Origin of the sequence: Catenuloplanes nepalensis (assembly GCF_030811575.1) — a bacterium.
Classification (GTDB): domain Bacteria; phylum Actinomycetota; class Actinomycetes; order Mycobacteriales; family Micromonosporaceae; genus Catenuloplanes; species Catenuloplanes nepalensis.
Genome location: NZ_JAUSRA010000001.1, coordinates 5,800,408 through 5,819,589 on the forward strand (window position 1 = coordinate 5,800,408; position 19,182 = coordinate 5,819,589).

At 71.6% G+C, this 19,182-nt stretch carries 12 protein-coding genes; 6 read left to right on the top strand and 6 right to left on the bottom strand.

Features of this window, described 5'->3' with window-relative positions; genetic code table 11:
- Window positions 1–4: 4 nt before the first annotated feature.
- The gene (locus J2S43_RS24755) at window positions 5–445 is read right to left on the bottom strand and encodes a DUF3307 domain-containing protein (protein WP_306833081.1); all 441 of its coding nucleotides are present in this window, start codon (window positions 443–445) and stop codon (window positions 5–7) included.
- A gap of 191 nt (window positions 446–636) precedes the next feature.
- Here J2S43_RS24755 and J2S43_RS24760 point away from each other — a divergent pair, with 191 nt between their 5' ends.
- Window positions 637–2,058, top strand: coding sequence for an Nramp family divalent metal transporter (locus tag J2S43_RS24760; RefSeq protein WP_306833083.1), 1,422 nt, complete (start codon window positions 637–639; stop codon window positions 2,056–2,058).
- A 252-nt stretch (window positions 2,059–2,310) separates the two neighbouring features.
- On the opposite strand, the gene J2S43_RS24765 is transcribed toward J2S43_RS24760, so the two are convergent.
- Window positions 2,311–3,342, bottom strand: a complete 1,032-nt coding sequence (locus J2S43_RS24765) for a glutathione S-transferase family protein (protein ID WP_306833085.1) — start codon at window positions 3,340–3,342, stop codon at window positions 2,311–2,313.
- 202 nt (window positions 3,343–3,544) lie between these two features.
- On the opposite strand from J2S43_RS24765, the gene J2S43_RS24770 reads away from it, so the two are divergent.
- From J2S43_RS24770 to J2S43_RS24780, 3 genes are all read left to right on the top strand, one after another.
- Window positions 3,545–5,233 (top strand): discoidin domain-containing protein, encoded by a 1,689-nt coding sequence (locus J2S43_RS24770; protein ID WP_306833087.1) that lies wholly within the window; start codon window positions 3,545–3,547, stop codon window positions 5,231–5,233.
- A 13-nt stretch (window positions 5,234–5,246) separates the two neighbouring features.
- Window positions 5,247–6,509, top strand: a complete 1,263-nt coding sequence (locus J2S43_RS24775) for a DUF1996 domain-containing protein (protein ID WP_306833089.1) — start codon at window positions 5,247–5,249, stop codon at window positions 6,507–6,509.
- Between the two features lie 93 nt (window positions 6,510–6,602).
- The gene (locus J2S43_RS24780) at window positions 6,603–7,637 is read left to right on the top strand and encodes a LacI family DNA-binding transcriptional regulator (protein ID WP_306833091.1); all 1,035 of its coding nucleotides are present in this window, start codon (window positions 6,603–6,605) and stop codon (window positions 7,635–7,637) included.
- A 1,516-nt stretch (window positions 7,638–9,153) separates the two neighbouring features.
- On the opposite strand, the gene J2S43_RS24785 is transcribed toward J2S43_RS24780, so the two are convergent.
- Window positions 9,154–11,358 (bottom strand): serine/threonine-protein kinase, encoded by a 2,205-nt coding sequence (locus J2S43_RS24785; protein WP_306833093.1) that lies wholly within the window; start codon window positions 11,356–11,358, stop codon window positions 9,154–9,156.
- Between the two features lie 167 nt (window positions 11,359–11,525).
- Complete coding sequence (locus tag J2S43_RS24790; protein ID WP_306839422.1) at window positions 11,526–12,482, bottom strand: TIGR03885 family FMN-dependent LLM class oxidoreductase; 957 nt, start codon at window positions 12,480–12,482, stop codon at window positions 11,526–11,528.
- 159 nt (window positions 12,483–12,641) lie between these two features.
- On the opposite strand from J2S43_RS24790, the gene J2S43_RS24795 reads away from it, so the two are divergent.
- Both J2S43_RS24795 and J2S43_RS24800 read left to right on the top strand, forming a co-directional pair.
- Window positions 12,642–13,046 carry a hypothetical protein gene (locus J2S43_RS24795; RefSeq protein WP_306833094.1) on the top strand — a complete coding sequence of 135 codons (405 nt, stop codon included), beginning with the start codon at window positions 12,642–12,644 and terminating at the stop codon, window positions 13,044–13,046.
- 135 nt (window positions 13,047–13,181) lie between these two features.
- The gene (locus tag J2S43_RS24800) at window positions 13,182–14,906 is read left to right on the top strand and encodes a hypothetical protein (protein ID WP_306833097.1); all 1,725 of its coding nucleotides are present in this window, start codon (window positions 13,182–13,184) and stop codon (window positions 14,904–14,906) included.
- Window positions 14,907–15,156: 250 nt separating this feature from the next.
- Here the strand turns inward: J2S43_RS24800 and treZ are convergent, their stop codons facing one another.
- Window positions 15,157–16,893, bottom strand: a complete 1,737-nt coding sequence (treZ, locus tag J2S43_RS24805) for a malto-oligosyltrehalose trehalohydrolase (RefSeq protein ID WP_306833099.1) — start codon at window positions 16,891–16,893, stop codon at window positions 15,157–15,159.
- A gap of 24 nt (window positions 16,894–16,917) precedes the next feature.
- Entirely contained in the window at window positions 16,918–19,182 is a 2,265-nt protein-coding gene (gene treY, locus J2S43_RS24810; RefSeq protein ID WP_306833101.1) for a malto-oligosyltrehalose synthase, read from the bottom strand.

Here is a 19,182-nt window from a genome sequence, read left to right on the forward strand (position 1 = left end):
GGGGTTAGAGACGGGCCATCAGCAGTGCGGAGATGAGCAGGCAGGCCCAGTGCAGGGACTGGTCCGCGACGTACATGCCGCAGACCGGCGTGGTCTGGTCGGCGAACTCGCGGGAGCCGGTGTGCTGGAGGACCAGGCGGACGACGGCGCGACGGTCGAGGATGGCGTGGGTGATCACGCTGAAGAGCAGGCCGGCGGTGACGCCGAACCAGGTGAGCTGGAGTTGCAGCGCCCAGGCGGTGACGAACAGGACTACGCCGGCGGTGGCGTGGTAGGCGGTGAGGTGCCCGAGCATCGCGGTGACCGCGGAACGGCCCCTGCCGGCCTTGTTCGCGGCCTGGTGGTCGGTCTGCATCACGTGATCGCCGAGCTGGTGACCCACGATCAGCGCCAGCAGCGTGACCACGAACGTCAGCTGCTGGGCGGCTAGCGGGTACTCGATCATGAAAGGGTGCCTTTCCGCCGGGTGAGCACATCGTCCGCGCTCCGGCCCGGTAGCGCTGCGCACCATCCGACACTCGGGACAAATGTGGCGAACATCGCGTAATGCCCGAGATCAATCCACCGCTACGTTTCGGCCGGATTTCGTCGAGGGTATAGAGGGCGACCCATTCCCGCAGCGCGAAAGGGACCGCCGTGACCGAGACCGCAGCCGGTAGATTTCCGGCTCGCCACCTGCCCCGGGTCGTCGTCCGGGACCTGCCGCCACCGCCGTCGTCGGCCCGGAAGATAATCGGGCCGGGCGTGGTGGCCGCGGGCGTCGGCCTCGCCTCCGGCGAGTTCGTGCTCTTCCCATATATAGCCTCGCAGGTCGGGCTCGTCTTCCTCTGGGCCGCCGCTGTCGGCATCGTGACGCAGTGGTTCCTCAACATGGAAATCGAGCGCTACACGCTGGCCACCGGAGAGACCGCCCTGACCGGATTCTCCCGCTTCTGGCGGCACTGGGGCCTGGTCTTCGCGATCATGGTCTACTTCGCGAACCTCTGGCCCGGCTGGGCGACCAGCTCCGCCACGATGGTCACCTACCTGTTCGGCGGTGAGGCCCGGTGGATCGCGATCGGCATGCTGGTGCTGATCGGCGTCACCCTCACGCTCGCCCCGGTGATCTACACGGTGCTGGAACGGATCGAGGGCTTCAAGGTCATCCTGGTGGCACTGTTCATCGTGGTCGCGATCGGCTTCGCGATCAGCGCGGACGCCTGGGCCGAACTGCCGTCCACCGTCACCGCGCCCCAGTTCCCGACCGAGCTCGGCTTCGCGCTGATGCTCTCCGCGCTCGTCTTCGCCGGAGCCGGCGGCGGTCAGAATCTGTGCCAGTCGAACTGGATCCGGGACAAGGGCTACGGCATGGGCTCCTACGTTCCGCGCCTGGTCAGCCCGGTCACCGGCGCGGAGGAGGCGGCACCGTCCACCGGCTTCATCTTCGAGCCCACCGAGCGGAACATGACGCACTGGCGCCGCTGGTGGAGGCTCGCCAACCAGGAGCAGGCGCTCACGTTCGGCCTCATCTCGTTCGTCACGATCACGCTGATGTCGCTGCTGGCCTACTCCACGGTCTACGGCACACCCGGGCTCGCGAACAGCGTGAGCTTCCTGAAGATCGAGGGCGAGGCGCTGAAGTCCACGGTCGGCGGCTGGTTCGGCACGCTGTTCTGGGCCGTCGGCGCGCTGTCGCTCTTCGCGGCGGCGCTGGGCATCGTCGACTACACCAGCCGGCTCGCGGCGGACGTGCTCAAGACCTCGTACCTGCGCGGCCGCTCGGAGAACCGGCTCTACTTCGCGCTGGTCTGGGGCCTGGTCGCGATCGGCATCATCATCCTGCTCGCCGGCCTCGACCAGCCGCTCCCGCTCCTGGTCATCGCGGCCTGCGTCGGCGGCCTGATGATGTTCGTCTACTCGATGCTGCTGCTCCTGCTCAACCGCCGCGTCCTGCCGCCGGAGATCCGCCCGCGCGCGTTCCGCATCGCGGCACTGATCTGGTCCGTCCTGCTCTTCGGCGTCTTCTCCGCGCTGACGCTCTGGCAGCAGGGCGAGCGCCTGATCGGCTGGCTCAACTAGACGAAGTTCAAGTTCACATGCAAATTCATTTCCCGCTTCCGGCGTGGTTCCTGTGGGCTTGCTCCCGCGGGCACCGGTCGTCGCTGGCGCTCCTCCCTGCCGGATCGTCTCCGGCGGGGAAACCCAGACCGCCCCCGGCGAGGAAAGAACCAGCCGCCTTCGGCGGGAAAGGACGAGGCCTCCGGCGGCCTTCCTGCGGCCGCGCCCTGCCGGAACTTCTCCGGCAGGGCGCGTGGCAGGGTCAGCGCGGTGTCAGGACGGCAGGGGGTTGTGGCCGGCCGGGACGGTCTCGGTGAGGGACTGCGGGCCGGGCGGGGTGCCGTTGCCGAACGGGTGGCCGCCGAGGGAGGCCCGGTCGTGCGGCGTGAGCCAGTTGGTGAGGTCGGGGCCGGCCGGGACGATGCCGGTCGGGTTGATGTCCCGGTGGACCTCGTAGTAGTGGCGCTTGATGTGGACGAAGTCGGTGGTGTCGCCGAAGCCGGGCGTCTGGAAGAGATCGCGGGCGTACGCCCACAGCACCGGCATCTCCGACAGCTTGCTGCGATTGCACTTGAAGTGCCCGTGGTAGACCGCGTCGAAGCGGGCCAGCGTGGTGAACAGCCGCACGTCCGCCTCGGTGATCGTGTCGCCGACCAGGTATCGCTGGGTCTCCAGGCGCTCCGACAGCCAGTCGAGCGCGTCGAAGAGCCGGGCGTAGGCGGATTCGTACGCCTCCTGGGTGCCCGCGAACCCGCACCGGTAGACGCCGTTGTTGACCTCTGTGAAGACCCGCCGGTTGACCTCGTCGATCTCGGTGCGGAGGTCCGCCGGGTAGAGCGCGGGCGCGCCGGGACGGTGGAACTCCGCCCACTCCAGTGACAGGTCCAGCGTGATCTGCGCGAAGTCGTTCGTGACGACCTGGCCGGTCGGGACGTCCACGATGGCCGGGACCGTGATGCCGCGTGGGTAGCCCGGGTCGCGCCTGAAGAACGCCTCCTGCAGCCGCTCGATCTTGAGGACCGGGTCCACGCCGCCCGGGTCCAGATCGAAGGTCCAGCTGCGCGCGTCGTGGGTCGGGCCGGCGATGCCCATCGAGATGACGTCCTCCAGCCCGAGCAGCCGGCGCACGATGATCGAGCGGTTGGCCCACGGGCAGGCGCGGCTGACGACGAGCCGGTAGCGACCGGGCTCGACCGGCCAGCCCTCGGCGCCGTCGCGGGTGATCCGGGTGGTGATGTACCGCTGGTCGCGGTCGAACTCGCCCTTGGGGTTGACGTAGACGCCCTGCTGCGACTCGGTAGTCATGCCTGCAATGATGCCCGCCCCGCAGACCGGCGGCAGTGAGATTCAGATCAGGATCACTGGACCGGAGGTGGGAGAGCGCTCCCCGACATCGACTCGCAACTATTGACACAGACGGTGAACGGCGTCACAGTACTGAACAAGAGAGCGCTCTCCCGACACACGCACGAAACGCCACCGACATCCCACCCCCGGAGGAGTTCCCATGTCCCCACCCCGATGGCGCGTGGCCGGGATCGCCGCTGCCGTAGCCGCCCTGCTCGGCGGCTACCTCGTCGTCACCGGCCCGGGCGCCCACGCGGCACCGGCGGAGACGCTGCTGTCCCAGGGTCGCCCGGCCACCGCCTCGTCCACCGAGTCCGCGGCGTTCCCGGCGAGCTCGGCCGTGGACGGTGACGGCGGCACCCGCTGGTCGTCCGCGGCGGCCGACCCGCAGTGGCTGCGGGTGGACCTCGGCGCGCCCACCTCGATCAGCCGGGTCTCGCTGACCTGGGAGGCGGCGTACGCGACCGCGTTCCAGCTCCAGACGTCCAACGACGGCACCGCGTGGACCACGATCCACACCGCGGCGAACGCGACCGGCGGCAACCAGAGCATCGCGGTCACCGGCACCGGGCGCTACCTTCGGCTCCACACCACGGCCCGGGCCACGCCGTGGGGCGTCTCGCTGTGGGAGTTCCAGGTGTTCGGCGAAGGCGGCACGCCGGGCACACCAGGCACGCCGACGCTTCTGTCGTACCGGAAGCCGGGCACGGCCTCGACCAGTCAGAGCGACGGCAGCTGCTGGGAGTGCACGCCGGACAAGGCGTTCGACAACGACCCGGCCAGCCGCTGGGCGACCAGCAACACGAACGGCTGGGTGGACCCGGGCTGGATCGCGGTCGACCTCGGCGCCACCGCGCAGATCCAGCGCGTCGTGCTGCAGTGGGACCCGGCGTACGCCACCGCGTACCAGATCCAGGTCTCGGCCGACGGGAACGCGTGGACCAGCATCTACTCCACCACGGCCGGGCGCGGCTTCAAGGAGACGCTGACCGTGAGCGGCACCGGCCGGTACGTGCGGATGTACGGCACCGCGCGGTCGAACGGCTACGGCTACTCGCTCTACGAGTTCGGCGTGTACGGCACCGGTGGCAACCCCACGCCGCTCCCGCCGCAGCCGGCCGACCCGGTGTTCCCGGCGACGCGGCTGGTCTGGTCCGACGAGTTCTCCGGGGCGGCGGGCGGCAAGCCGGACGCGGCGAAGTGGACGATCGACCCGGGTACCGGGCAGAACAACGAGGTCCAGTACTACACGAACAACGAGAACGCCGCGCTGGACGGCAACGGCGTGCTGGTCCTCGAGGCACGGCGGCAGACCGCGGGCGGCCGGGACTACACCTCGCACCGGATGAACACCAGTGACAAGTTCCACGTGCAGTACGGGCGGATCGAGGCCCGCGTCAAGGTGCCGAAGGGCAACGGGCTGTGGCCGGCGTTCTGGATGATGGGCGCGGACTTCCTCACCGGGCGGCCGTGGCCGTACAACGGCGAGATCGACATCATGGAGGTCCTCGGCCGCAACACCTCCGAGGCGTACTCCACGCTGCACGCACCGGCCTACAACGGCGCGGCCGGGTACGGGCAGAAGTACGCCACCGTCGACCTGTCGCAGGACTTCCACGTCTGGGCCGCGGAGTGGGACAGCAAGGGCATCCGCTTCTTCCTCGACGGACGGCTCGTCTTCACGGCGGACAAGGCGACGGTCGAGTCCACGCGCGGCCCCTGGATCTTCGACCACCAGTTCTACCTGATCCTCAACCTCGCGGTCGGCGGTGACTTCCCCGGCCCGGTGGACGCCACCACGCCGTTCCCGTCCCGGATGTACGTCGACTACGTCCGCGTCTACCAGTAAGGGGGTACCGCACATGAAACGGCTGATCACGCTCGGGGTCGCGCTGCTGGGCCTGCTGGGCACCTACCTCATCGTCACTACGGCCACGGCGAGCGCGGCCGAGGCGTTGCTCTCCCAGGGTCGTACCGCCGCGGCCTCGTCCTCGGAATCCTCGGCCTTCCCCGCGGGCGCGGCCGTGGACGGCAACGCCGGGACCCGCTGGTCGTCCGCGGCGGCGGATCCGCAGTGGCTGCGCGTCGACCTCGGCACGTCCGCCACGATCACCCGGGTCGCGCTGAACTGGGAGGCCGCGTACGCCCGCGGGTTCCAGCTCCAGACCAGCGCGGACGGGAACGCGTGGACCACGGTGCACACCGCCACGAACGCGACCGGCGGGAACCAGAGCATCACGATCAACGGCACCGGGCGGTACGTGCGGGTCTACACGACCGCGCGCGGCACCGCGTACGGCGTCTCGCTCTGGGAATTCGAGGTCTTCGGCGCGGGCGGGGCACCGGCCACGTCGCTGCCGCCGAACGTGGTGCGGGTCGCGGAGTTCCTGGCCGACTGCCCGTACTCGCACCGGCTGCCGGACGACCCGATCATCTTCCCCGGTCTGCCCGGCGCGTCGCACATGCACAGCTTCTTCGGCGCCACGGTCACGAACGCGATGACGAACCTGGCCGACCTGCTCAACTCGCAGACCACCTGCAACCCGCGCGAGGACAAGAGCTCGTACTGGGTGCCGACGCTGTACCAGGACAACGTGCCGGTCGAGCCGACCGGCGTCACGTTCTACTACCTGGGCGAGGGCGTGCGGGACGACATCATCGCGAACACCCAGCCGATCCCGCTCGGCCTGCGGATCGTGGCCGGCAACGCGCGGGCGACCGGGCCGAACGACAACACGATCTCGCGCTGGTCCTGCCTGCACGCCGGGCACGTCGGCTCGTCGCACGACTTCGTGAACTGCCCGTCCGGCACGATGCTGGAGTCCTACCTGGACTTCCCGCAGTGCTGGAACGGGCGTGATCTGGACTCGGCCGATCACAAGTCGCACATGGCGTACCCGGTGAATCAGGCCTGTCCGGCGACGCACCCCGTCGCGGTGCCGAAGTTGCGGCAGGTGCTGCGCTACCCGGTCAGCGGTGACCCGGCGCGGCTGCGGCTCGCGTCCGGCGGCGGGTTCACCATGCACGGCGACTTCTTCAACGCCTGGCCGGAGGCGGAGATGGCCCGGCGGGTCAACGACTGCATCCGCCCGATCATCAAGTGCGGGGCGAACGGCCGTCCCTGACCGGATCCGGCGCTCCCGTCCGTACCCTCGGAAGATCTTCCAAGGCCTTCGAGGGTACGAGCGGGAGCGCGCCGCCGTTGTATAAAGAGCGTCATGTCTCGCCGGCCGTCACCCGAGTCCCGTCCGCCCACACTGGAGGAGGTCGCCGACGCCGCCGGCGTCTCCCGGGCCACGGTGTCCCGCGTGATCAACGCCGTGCCCACGGTGGACCCGCGGATCCGGGCCGCGGTCGAGCGCGCGATCGCCGAGATCGGGTACGTGCCGAACCTGGCCGCCCGCTCGCTGGTCACCCGCAGCACGAACTCGATCGCGCTGGTCATCTCCGAGCCGGACCGGGAGTACGAGGCGCCGTTCCTGAACCGGGTCTTCACCGACCCGTTCTTCGGGCGGGTCACCGCGGGCGCGCAGGACGTGCTCCGGCCGCGCGGCATCCACCTGGTGATCATCCCGGCCGATCCGCCCGCGCACCACCTGGTGGTGCGCTACCTCCGGCAGGGGCACGTGGACGGCGTGCTGCTGATCTCCAGCCACAGCGAGGACCCGATCCCGCGGCAGCTCTCCGACCTGACGATCCCCACGGTCATGTCCGCGCGCCCCGGCTATCCGGTGCCGCTCAGCCACACCGACGTCGATCAGCGGACCGGTGCGCGGCTCGCGGTGGCGCATCTCCGGTCGCTGGGCAGGACCCGGATCGGCGCGGTCAGCGGGCCGCTGGACACGCAGGCCGGGCACGACCGGCACGACGGCTTCCGCACCGCGGCCGGGCCGGGCGCGCCGTACGTGGAGGGCGACTTCACCCGCGCGCAGGCCGAACGCGTGACGCACGACCTGCTGGCCGCGCACCCGGACCTGGACGGGCTGTTCGTCGCCAGCGACGTGATGGCCGAGGGCGTGCTGGCCACGCTGCACGAACTCGGCCGCCGGGTGCCGGCGGACATCGCGGTGGTCGGCTTCGACGACAGCAGCGCGGCCCTGGCCTGCCGCCCCCGCCTGACAACGGTCCGCCAGCCGGTCGAGGAGATGTCCGCCGAAATGGCCCGCCTGCTCCTGGCCACGATCGACGACCCGTCCCGCCTCCCCCGCTCCGTCATCTTCCAGCCGTCCCTGATCATCCGCGACTCCGCCTGACCCCAGGCAACCCGCTCCCCCAATCTCCACTCACGCAGTCCCGCCCCCGACCCGTCCCTGGCCCCGCCCCGGGCACCGGTCCGGCCCTTGGCCCCGGCCTCGGCCTGGCCTCGGTCCTAGCCCTCGCCCGGCACCGACCCTGACCCCCCTGCTTCCCGACCCCGGCCCCGCCCCTCCGACACCGATCCGGCACCGGCCCGGCACCGGCCCTGACCCCTGATCCCGGCCCTGGTACCGGCCCGGCCCCTGGTACCGTCCTGACCTCGGTCCTGACCTCGGTCCTGGTCCTGGCGTGTCGCCGGCCCTGTCCCGGCACCGGCCCGGCCCTGATCCCTGGTCCTGGCCTGACCTCGGGCCTGGCCTGGCAGCGGGCCTGGCAGCGGGCCTGGCAGCGGGCCTGGCAGCGGGCCTGGCAGCGGGCCTGGCAGCGGGCCTGGCAGCGGGCCTGGCAGCGGGCCTGGCAGCGGGCCTGGCAGCGGGCCTGGCAGCGGGCCTGGCAGCGGGCCTGGCAGCGGGCCTGGCAGCGGGCCTGGCAGCGGGCCTGGCAGCGGGCCTGGCAGCGGGCCTGGCAGCGGGCCTGGCAGCGGGCCTGGCAGCGGGCGCTCCGCGCCCGAAATATCAGGAAATAGCGAACTGCGGAGTTTCTCGCCTGACCGCCGTGGCGTGGTGATCGGCACTAGACCGGTCGGCGGCGCTGCCGTCCCCAGGCGGCGCTGCCTCCCCAGGCGGCACGCCTACGGCGCGTTGCCCGCGAGTTTTCGTGTCGCCGCGTTGAGGCGAGAGCGCCACTCCCGCATGAATGCCTGAAATTTCATCTCATCCGCGCAAATACTCGTGAGCGATGGAGCGCAGCAATCGGATACCGCACACCAGACGCAGCGAAGGATCATTGACCGACACAGTAGGTAGGTCGACTTCGATATTTGATCTACTTTTCGTGTCGGTCAATGATCCTCGGCGCCACCGGCGCGATGTCGACGGCCGCTCGCTCCCCGGCTTGGCTCAGCTGAGGAGGTCGAGGGCGGCGAACCGAGGGCGCGGGCGGCGGCACGGGAGTCGTAGACGCGGTCGATGCCGGCCGCGAGGCGCCAGCCGCGTTCGCGGAACGCGGCCGCGACCCAGGGTGATCAGCATAGGGGGCGTCGTGGGACAGGTACTGCCCGATATTCGCCCTTTGTCGGCGCTTCGGGCTGGATCATTCGCCGAGTCATGCACGGAAGCCGCCGAAAGGATCATTGAGTGATACACCAGATAGCTCAACCGGCGGAGCTGATCTACCTGGTGTATCACTCAATGATCCTTTCGCGTGGAGGGATCCTCATGATCGCAGCACGAGGTGCGCGGAGGTGTCGTCGCGGCCGGTATCTTCGCGCCGGCGGCGGCCTGTGCCTGCGCCGCGCCCAGCCGCCGGACCTACACCGCGCCCAACCGGCGGCCTCTGCCGGGCTCAGCCGGCGGCCTCTGCCGGGCTCAGCCGGCGGCCTCTGCCGGGCTCAGCCGACGGCCTCTGCCGGGCTCAGCCGGGGACGGTGAAGAACTGGGTCCGGGCGGTGCCGGGGGCGAGCGGGCCCTGGCGCTCCGAGGTGGAGCGCCACGTCTGGACCACCGCGTAGCGGCGGCCGCGCGTCACGGTCGTCTCGAACCCGCCGCAGGCGTGCTGGATGTCCTCCCGCGTGAAGGTGACCTTCGGGCAGGTGAAAGGACCCGCCACGGTACGGCCGGACGACTCCTCCACCAGGTGCAGCGAGACGACGGCGGACGCACCCGGGAGCGCGGAGATCACGCCGCTGAGCCGGACGGCCGGGCCGAGCGCGTAACAGGTCTGGATCACGGCGGGCCGGGTGGTCGCCCATTGCATCACGGAGTCGCAGCGCGTCGGGCCCCAGGTATAACTGACCGCCTCCGGCGTGGCGGCCGCGCTGGTGGCGGCGGCCGGCGCGGTAGTGCGTGCGACCGGCCGGGCCGGCACGCTGGTCGGCGCACCGGTCGGCGTGGGTTGCGGGCTGACCGCGGCCGGCTGCGGTTTCGGGGCGTGCACGGCCGGGACCGGGCTGCGCTCCGGCGCCGCGAGCGGGCTCGGTGCGGTCGTGGACACCTGTGGCACCGCCGACGCGTGATGCTCCGCGGCGTTGTGCCGGATCGCGAGCGCAACCGCACCGCCCATCACGGCGATCGCGGCCAGCCCGGCCAGCGGCGTCGCCACTCGCCGCCGCAGCATCCCGCCCGGCTCGGCCACCTTGCTTCGCCGCCGCCCACGCACCCGGCTCCGCCCGTCACCGCCCGCACCGGCACTGCCGGCGGCTTGCGCATCGGCGCGGTCACCAGCGTCGTTACCCCGCTCACCGCTCCCGGCACTGCCGCCGGCCTTCGCGTCGGCGCGGTCGCCGGTGTCGCCACCCCGCCCACCGGCGCCGGTATTCGCATCGGAGCGGTCACCGGCGGCGGAGTGTTCCGGGCCGGCTTCTCCGTCCGGGCCGGATGGGTGTGTCTGCTTCGCGGGCGGAACGGAGGCAGGCGTGATCACCGGCGATTGCGTGTCCGGCCGGCCGGACTGGCCGGCCTGCACGGGGATATCGGCTTCACCCGGCGGCGTCGCGCCGTCGGCTCGATCGGCCGCCGTGGCATCCGTCCCGCTGCCGGGCGCGGTCCCCGATCCCGCCACAGCCGGGATCGCGCTCCCCCCGCCCGGCGCTGCCGCCACATCCGAGCCGGGCAGAGCCGCAAGCCCGGCGCCCTGACCAGACAAAGCCGCGAGGTCGGCGTCCTGGCCGGGTGGAGCGGGGGTGGGGTTCTGGCGGGGCAGGATGGGGAGGCCGTCGGTGAACGGCTCGTGGAGGGGGTCGAGGGCGGGGAGGCCGGCGGTGGCGTCGGCGAGGGCGCGGAAGCGATCGATGAGCTCGGCCGCGGTCGGACGGTGGGTAGGGTCGGAGGCGAGGCAGGATTCGATGATCTGCCAGGCCGATGGTGGCGCGGACGCCGGGCGCGGGACCGTGAAGCCCTGGAGCGAGGCGTAGGGGTTCACGCCCGCGAACGGTGGCCGGCCCAGCAGCAGCTCGAACAGCACGATGCCGAGCGCGTAGACGTCGGCCGCGGGCATCGGACGGCCGCCCGCGATCACCTCGGGGGCGAGGTAGCCGGCCGTGCCGATCACCGCGCCGGTCGTGGTGAGCCGGGAGCCGTGCAGCACCCGGGCCACGCCGAAGTCGGTGAGGCGGACCGTCGGGTCGGTCTCGCCGGGCCGGGTTAGCAGGATGTTGTCCGGCTTGAGGTCGCGGTGCACGACGCCGCGGCGGTGTGCGTGGCTGAGCGCGGCCGCGGTCTGGCCGAGGATGACCGCGGCCTCGGCGGGCGGGAGCGTGCCGGCCGCGCGGAGCCGCCGGCGCAGGCTGCCGCCCGGGATGAGGTCCATCACCAGGCCGAGCGACGAGCCGACGGTGAGCAGTTCGCGGACCGGCACGATGTGCGGGTGGCGGAGCATGCGCAGGATCGCGCGCTCCTGCACGAAGCGCATCACGATCTTCGGCTCGCCGGCCAGGTCGTCGCGGAGCAGCTTGATCGCGACCTGTTCGCCGGTGGAGGACTCGAGTGCGCGCCAGACCGTGCCGGTGGCGCCGCCGCCGATCTCCTCCTGCAGCGCGTAGGCGCCGCCGATCCGGCGGGGTGGCGGCACCCCGGCCGGGTCGGTGGCCGGGGCGCCGGCGGGTGAGTCGGAGGGGCGCATCGGCGATTCCTTCGTACGGGGGCGGAGTAGCTGGGGAGAAAGACGCGGGGTGAGATCGCGTCGTTGCGCCCGGTATTCCTAACCCGTGGGAAAGCCCCATGCAACCGACACATCGGGGCATATCGCCAAGTAGCCCCATACCGGTGAATCCCAAGTCGCAAAGGCGACTAATCGAGCTGAGGCAGCACCTTCGCGCCGAACGTATCGATGAACTCGCGCAGGTCCTGCCCCACGTGATGCAGGTAGATCTCGTCGAAGCCCAGTTCCGCGTACCCCCGGATCTGCTCGAGGTGAACGTTTGTGTCCGCGGAGACGTTGACGACCTCGCGAACCTGATCGATGCCGACCTTCTCGGAGACGACGTCGAACGCCTCCGCGGTGTCCAGGTCCCAGCAGACCGGCGGCTTGAAGACGTTGCTGCGCCATTGGTCGAGCGCGATCGCCTCGGCCTTCTCCAGCGACGGGTCCCAGGAGAGGTGCACCTGGAGGTGCAGCTTCCCGCGGCCGCCGGCCTCCCGGTACGCGGCGATCATGCGGCGCAGGTGCTCGTGCGGCGCGTTCACGGTGATCAGCCCGTCCGCCCACTCGGCGCACCAGCGCGCGGTCTCCACGCTCACCGCGGCGCCGACCAGCTGCGGCGTGATCTCCGGGCGGGACCACAGCCGTGCCCGGTCGACCTTCACCAGGCCGTCGTGGCTCACCTCCTCACCGGCCAGCAGCGCGCGGATCACGTCCACGCACTCGCGCAGCCGGGCCGAGCGCACGTCCTTGCGCGGCCACGGGTCGCCGGTGATGTGCTCGTTGCTGGCCTCGCCGGTGCCGAGCGCGGCCCAGAACCGGCCCGGGTACATCGCACCGAGCGTGCCGATCGCCTGCGCGATGATCGCCGGGTGGTAGCGCTGGCCGGGCGCGTTCACGATGCCGAACGGCAGCGAGGTGGCCTGCATCGCGGCTCCGAGCCACGTCCAGGCGAACGCGGACTGCCCCTGGCGGGTGCTCCACGGCGAGAAGTGGTCGGAGGACATGGCCGCCGCGAAACCGGCGGACTCCGCCCTGGTCACGAAGTCGAGGAGAGCGGCGGGGCCGATCTGCTCGTGCGAGTTGTGGATGCCGTATACCGTCACGCTCTCCCCGTACCCGCGAAGGTTTTTGATCATGCTTGTGAATTTTGGCCCCTTATCAGCAGGTCAGCGGGGCGCCAAGAGCAACACGCGGGAGTGCTGGTCGTCACCCCGGCGGTCACGAAGTCTGCGCGAGGTGCCGACCGGCGGTACCTTTGTTTCGTGCCAGTTGCCATCCGCTCCGGACACCTCACGTGGGTGACCCGGCGCACGCTGCGTCTGGCCGGGGCGTTCGCGATCTTCGTGCTCGCCTTCACCGGCGGATGGCCATCCAGCACCTCGGATGCATCCCCGGCCCCGCGGGTCGTCGCCACCGCTCCGGTGGGCGGCATCGACCTGGTGCCGGCCGGAGCCGAAACGACCGGGATCACCCCGGCGAGCTCCGCCGTCGACGTCGTCCAGGCACCGCTACCGGCCGACCGGCAACCGGCGCTGCCGGGCCCGCTACCGCTGCTCGCGGTCGCGGCGCTGCTGCTGGTCACGCTTCCGGAGTGTCGCGGAACCGCCGCCCGCACCGCCCCCGACGGGCCGCGCGGCGACCGGGCACCCCCGTTATGCCCGGCCTGACCCCTCACTGAGGTCACCCCGCGTGATCAGCCCCGCACTCGCACATGATCGTGTCGCCGCCGCGCGGTGATGCCACCCTGTCTTCCCGGTCTCCCCCGGGCTCCCGTGCCATTCCTCACTGATGAGGTTCATGCTATGGACGGCTTCTTCCAGCAGGCCAACATCGACGAGGTCCTCGGCCTCGGTCGTACGGCCTCGCTGACCTGGCTGGCCTTCTTCGCCTTCGCGATGCTCGCGCTCTTCGGCCTGTCCCTGCTCAGCCGAGACCGGGACGCGGTCGCGGAACAACGCGAGTACCGGCGTCACCGCCGCCGGCACCGCCAGCGCCTGCGTGCCGCGCGCGCCGTCGCGGCGCGGGCCGGCGTCCCGACCGAGGCCGTGGTCTCCAAGCCGCTGCCCGGCGAGACACGGGTGTCGACGCTCGACGAACTCCAGCGGTACGCGTACGAGGTCGCCACCGCGGCGCTGCGCGCGGAGCAGACCGCGGCCCGCTGCCGCATCGAGTGGGAGGCGGCCGAGCGCATCCAGCAGTCCGCCTGGCGCGCGCTGCAGGTCGCGACCGAGGCCGCCGAGCGGGCGAACAAGGCGTCGATGTTCCCGTCCGTCGTGGACGAGATCGAGCAGTCCAGTGCGGAGCCGACCGCGGACGAGCTGGAGGAGCGTCGCCGGCATCTGCGGCGGTCCGCCACCCGCGCGTTCCATCGTGGAGAGATCCGCTACGACCAGCTCAGCGCCGTGCTGTCGTTCGAGGGCGAGTGGTCGCCGAGCCTGTCCCCGGTGGAGCACGAGCGGTCGCTGCTGCGCTTGGCGCAGGAGCGGTTGTCGTCGGCGTATCAGGAGGCGACCCGGGTCGAGCGCCGCGCGTGGGAGGTGGCCGCGACCGCGTCCGCCGCCAAGACCAGCCTGGCGCAGGAGGCGACGGAGGCGGAGCTGAAGGCGTCGCTGGCCGCCGCGGAGGCCGCCGCGCCGAAGGGTCTCGCGGCGATGCTGGCCAAGGTCGGCGCGGTGCGGCTGCCGAGGCCGGGCGGCGACGGCCGGATCCGTCGCATGGTGATCCCGGCCGCGCCGGTCAAGACCGTGGAGACGGTGGAGACCGTGCTGCCGGCTGCGCAGCCGGTGGTGGCCGAGGACATCGAGGCGACCACGGATCTGACCGCGCTCACCGCCGCGGCGACCGCGGCCACCGTGGACGCGGCGCGGGCCGGCGAGGACGTCGAGGCGACGAGCGACCTGACCGCGATCTCGGCCGCGCTGTCGTCGTCCACCACGGACGTCACGGAGACCGTGGACATCACGGAGGTCGTCGAGACCGATCCGGCCGCTTCCAGCACGGGCGACTCGGACGGCGTCGTGGCCGCGGAGAACGCGGCCGTCGCGGAGACGGCGAAGGCGGAGGCCCCGGACGGTGCCGAGGTCGTGGCCGCCACGACCGCCGATCTGGACGCGACCGTCGAGTGGGAGATCGAGGCGAGCGCGGTCGTCGCGGCCGCGCAGGCCGAGATCGAGGCGGCCGCGTCGCGCACCGAGGACGCCTCGCCGGAGGACGCGGCCGCGCTCGCGCCGGCCTCGCTGCCGGTGATGGGCATCGCCCGGGTGCCGCTGCGCACGGCGCCGGGCATCGCGGTGCCGGGCATTCCGGTGCCGCGCACCGCGGGTGAGAGCATGGAGCCGGCGGCCGCCGCGCCGACCGTCTCCGCGCGGGCCGCGGTGACCGCGCCGGGTGCGGTGGTGGCCGGTCGCGCGGCCGTCGTGCCACGCGTGGTCGCGGTGGTCGGCGCCAGCCAGAAGGACGAGCCGGCCTCCGGCTCGGACGACGACGGCCCGGCGAACAGCACGGTCCAGGTGATGGCATCACGCTGATCGCCGATCAGGCGATCAGGCTTCCATGATCCAGGTGTTCCCGACGTTGTTAGAACGACGTGGGGAACACCTGGATCACGACCTTCCAGACCACGCGCGGAACGCGCGGGACCCGAAGGGCGCGCGGAAACGCAAGACGCGCGGGGCGCGGGGCGACGTGAACGGCGTGGGCTCGGCAGGGCCGCGGTAGGTGTGCGAGAAGAGAACGGCCGCCCGAATCTCCGGGCGGCCGTTCTGTCGTGCGGGAGTGTTACAGCGAGACCACGACCGCGCTCTCCGCGGGCAGCTCGACCACGTCGCGGGTGAGGATCGTGCCCGGCTCGGTCGCCAGCAGCACGGCCCGTGGCACGCCCCGCAGGCTGATCCGCTGCGCGACCGGCGCCAGGTTCGCCGCGATCACGCAGTCGCCGCGGCGCATCACGACATATCGGTTGCCGTGCCACACCTGCACCCGGTCGAGCCGCGGCTCGGACAGGTCGGCCCGCGACTTCCGCAGCGCGATCAGCTTGCGGTAGATCTCCAGCATGGCCGCGTGCGCGGGCTTGCCCGGCTCGGCCCAGTCGAGCTTGGAGCGCTGGAACGTCTCCGGGTCCTGCGGGTCCGGGACGTCGTTCTCCGCCCAGCCGTGACTGGCGAACTCGCGCCGCCGCCCGTTCTTCACCGCCAGCGCCAGCTCCGGCTCCGGGTGGCTGGTGAAATATTGCCAGGGCGCCGTCGCGGCCCACTCCTCACCCATGAAGAGCATCGGCGTGTACGGCGAGGTGAGCAGCAGCGTCGCGCCGACCTTGAGCAGCCCCGGGGAGAGCGTGCTGGACAGCCGGTCGCCGATCGCCCGGTTGCCGATCTGGTCGTGGTTCTGGAGGTAGGCGACGAACCGGTGCCCCGGCACGAGCGAGCGGTCGATCTGCCGCCCGTGCCGCCGCTGCCGGAAGCTGGAGAACGTGCCCGCGTGGAAGAACGCGCCGGTGAGCACGGTGGCCAGGCAGTCCAGCGAGCCGAAGTCCGCGTAGTAGCCCTGGCGCTCGCCGGTGAGCAGCGTGTGCAGCGCGTGGTGCACGTCGTCGTCCCACTGCGCGTGCAGCCCGTAACCCCCGGCCTCCCGCGGCGTGATCAGCCGCGGGTCGTTGAGGTCGGACTCGGCGATCAGCGACAGCGGCCGGCCCAGGTGGGTGGAGAGCGCCTCCACCTCCGTGGCCATCTCCTCCAGCAGGTGCACGGCGCCGCGGTCGTCCAGCGCGTGCACCGCGTCCAGCCGCAGGCCGTCGACGTGGTAGTCGCGCAGCCACATCAGCACGCTGTCGATGATGTAGCGGCGGACCTCGCCGGAGCGCGGGCCGTCGATGTTGACCGAGCTGCCCCAGGGCGTCTGCGTGCCCTCCAGCAGGTAGGGAGCGAACATCGGCGCGTATGCCCCGGACGGGCCGAAATGGTTGTAGACGACGTCGAGGACCACCCCCAGCCCGCGCGCATGGGCGGCGTCGACCAGGCGCTTCAGCCCGTCCGGCCCGCCGTAACTCTCCTGCGGCGCGAACCAGCAGACTCCGTCGTAACCCCAGTTGTAGTCGCCGTTGAACGCGGCGACCGGCAGCAGCTCGATCATGTCGACGCCCAGCTCGACCAGGTGGTCGAGGCGGGCGATCGCGGCGTCGAACGTGCCCTCCGGCGTGAACGTGCCGACGTGCAGCTCGTAGAGGATGCTGCCGGGCAGCTGCCGCCCGGTCCAGCCGGTGTCGGTCCAGCCGAACGCGGCGTGGTCGTAGACCCGGCTGGGCGCGTGCACGCCGCCCGGCTGCCAACCGGAACGTGGGTCGGGGAGCGGCTGGTCGTCGTTGTCGCCGAGAAGGTAGGTGTAGTCGGTGCCGGGGCCGGCCTCCGGCACCTCGAGCTGCCACCAGCCGTCCTCGGAGCGCTTCATCTGGCGGACGTCGCCGTCACCGAGGCGGAGCCGGACGCGGGAGTCGGGGGCCCACACGGCGAAATTCGTCATCGAATCAACACGCTTTCCGGCCGCTTATCCGCGCCTGATCAGGAGAGCCACGGGATATGTGTCCAGCACCTCGGCGAGCGTCAGCCGAGAACCACTGTAGTCGCGACCCGTGAACGAATCGATGTATTCACGGTCCGGAAGTTTCAGTGATGTTTCACCCCAGCCACCTTGACGTGCGAGTCCCATCGGGAGCCGCGTCGCGACGACGCATGCCCCACCGCGGTCGAACGCGATCGCGTGCCCGGCGGCCGGGCCCTCGACCTCCAGCGGCGTGTAGTCGGTGAACAGCTCGGGGCGGTCCCGGCGAGCCCGCAGTGTACGGCTGGTGACCAGCAGTTTCGCGGCTCCGGAGAGGTCGATCCCGGGCAGCTCACCGCCGTCGATGCGTTCCAGCATCTCGCGCCGGGCCGTGAAGTCGACGGGCCGGCGATTGTCCGGATCGACGAGTGAGTGGTCCCACAGCTCGGTGCCCTGATAAACGTCGGGAATCCCGGGCATCGCCAGCTGCACGACCTTCTGGCCGAGCGAGTTGACCCATCCGGAGAATGTGATCGATTCGGCGAACTCGGAGATCTCCCCGCGGAGTTCGGAATCGTCGTAGACCCGGTCGACCAGATTCGCGAGTGCGCGTTCGAAATCGGTGTTCGGATCGGTCCAGCTCGTGGAAGTTCCAGATTCGCGCGCGGCTTTCTCCGCGTACGCCTTGAGCCGTTCCCGCTCGATCGGCCAGGCGCCGACCGCGGTCTGCCACAGCAGGTGCGCGAGCGCCGGGTCGCCGAACCCGGACGCCTCGGTCCACCGCGTCGCCGCCGCGGCCCACTCGCGCGGCACCTCGGACAGCACGGCCAGGCGTGCCCGTACGTCCTCGGAGCGCTTGGTGTCGTGCGTGGAGAGCGACGTCATGCTCTCCGGCGCGCGGGCCTCGGCGGCCGCGTGGAACTCCGACGGCCGCACGCCGAACCGGTCCGGATCGCCGCCGACCTCGTTCAGCGCGATGAACCGGGTCCACCGGTAGTACGCGGTGTCCTCCACGCCCTTGGCCATCACCGCGCCGGTGAACTGCTGGAACCGCACGGCCAGCTCGTCCACCGGGTTGCGCAGCCGCGCAGTGAGCGCGTCCAGCCCGCGGCCCATGCCGGGGCGTCGGCGGCCGGCCTCGGAGCGCGCCTTGGCCAGGTGCCGGGCGCCGTCCGGCAGGTAGGAGCGGTAGACCGGGAAGTCCGCGGCCAGCTCGGCCAGTCCCTCCCGGGCACCGGCCACCTCGGAGGCGAGCCGGGTCAGCCGGTTCAGCTCCGCGGCCAGCATGCGGGTCGCCGCCGCGTACTTGGTGGCGTGGGTGAGCTCCGCCCAGGAGACGCGCTTGCCGGTCAGGTGGTGGTCCAGGCCGGAGAACACGGGCGCGGCGGCCGGGTCGATGAACAGGCCGCAGACCTCGCGCATCGCGTCGTACCCGGTGGTGCCCGCGATCGGCCAGTCCGGCAGCTTCTCGCCGGTCTCCAGGATCTTCTCGATCACGATCCACGCGTCCGGCGCGGCCCGGCGCAGGCGGCGCAGGTAGTCGGCCGGATCGCGCAGGCCGTCCGGGTGGTCGACCCGGATGCCGTCCAGCTCGCCGTCGTTGTACCAGCGGAGGATCTCCGCGTGCGTGGCGTCGAAGACGGCCGGCTCCTCCACACGCAGCCCGGCCAGCGTGGTGATCGCGAAGAACCGCCGGTAGTTCAGGTCGGTGTCGCCGCGCCGCCAGTCGACCAGCTCGTAGTGCTGCCGGTCGTGGATCTCCTGCGGCGTACCCTCGCCGGTGCCCGGCGCGACCGGGAAGCGATGCTCGAAGTAGTGCAGGTCGCCGTCCTTGAACTCCAGGTCGGAAAGCGGCTCCCCGTTGTCGGCCAGCACCGGGACGACCAGGCGGCCCCGGGTCCAGTCGATGTCGAACCAGGTCGCGTACGGCGAGTCGCGGCCCAGCCTGAGCACGTCCCACCAGGCCGGGTTGCTGGGCGGGTCGGCGATCCCGGCGTGGTTCGGGACGATGTCGACGACCAGCCCGAGGCCGGCCTCGCGCAGCGCGTCGACGAGTCGCCGCCGGCCCTCCTCGCCACCCAGCTCCGGGTTGACCCGGGTGTGGTCGGCGACGTCGTACCCGTGCGCGGAGCCGGGCACGGCGGCCAGCAGCGGCGCGGTGTAGCAGTGCGTGACCCCGAGATCGGCGAGGTAACCGGCGATGTCTGCGGTGGCGGAGAGGTCGAAGCCCGGGCGGACCTGGACCCGGTACGTGGCTGCGGGCGTTTTCAT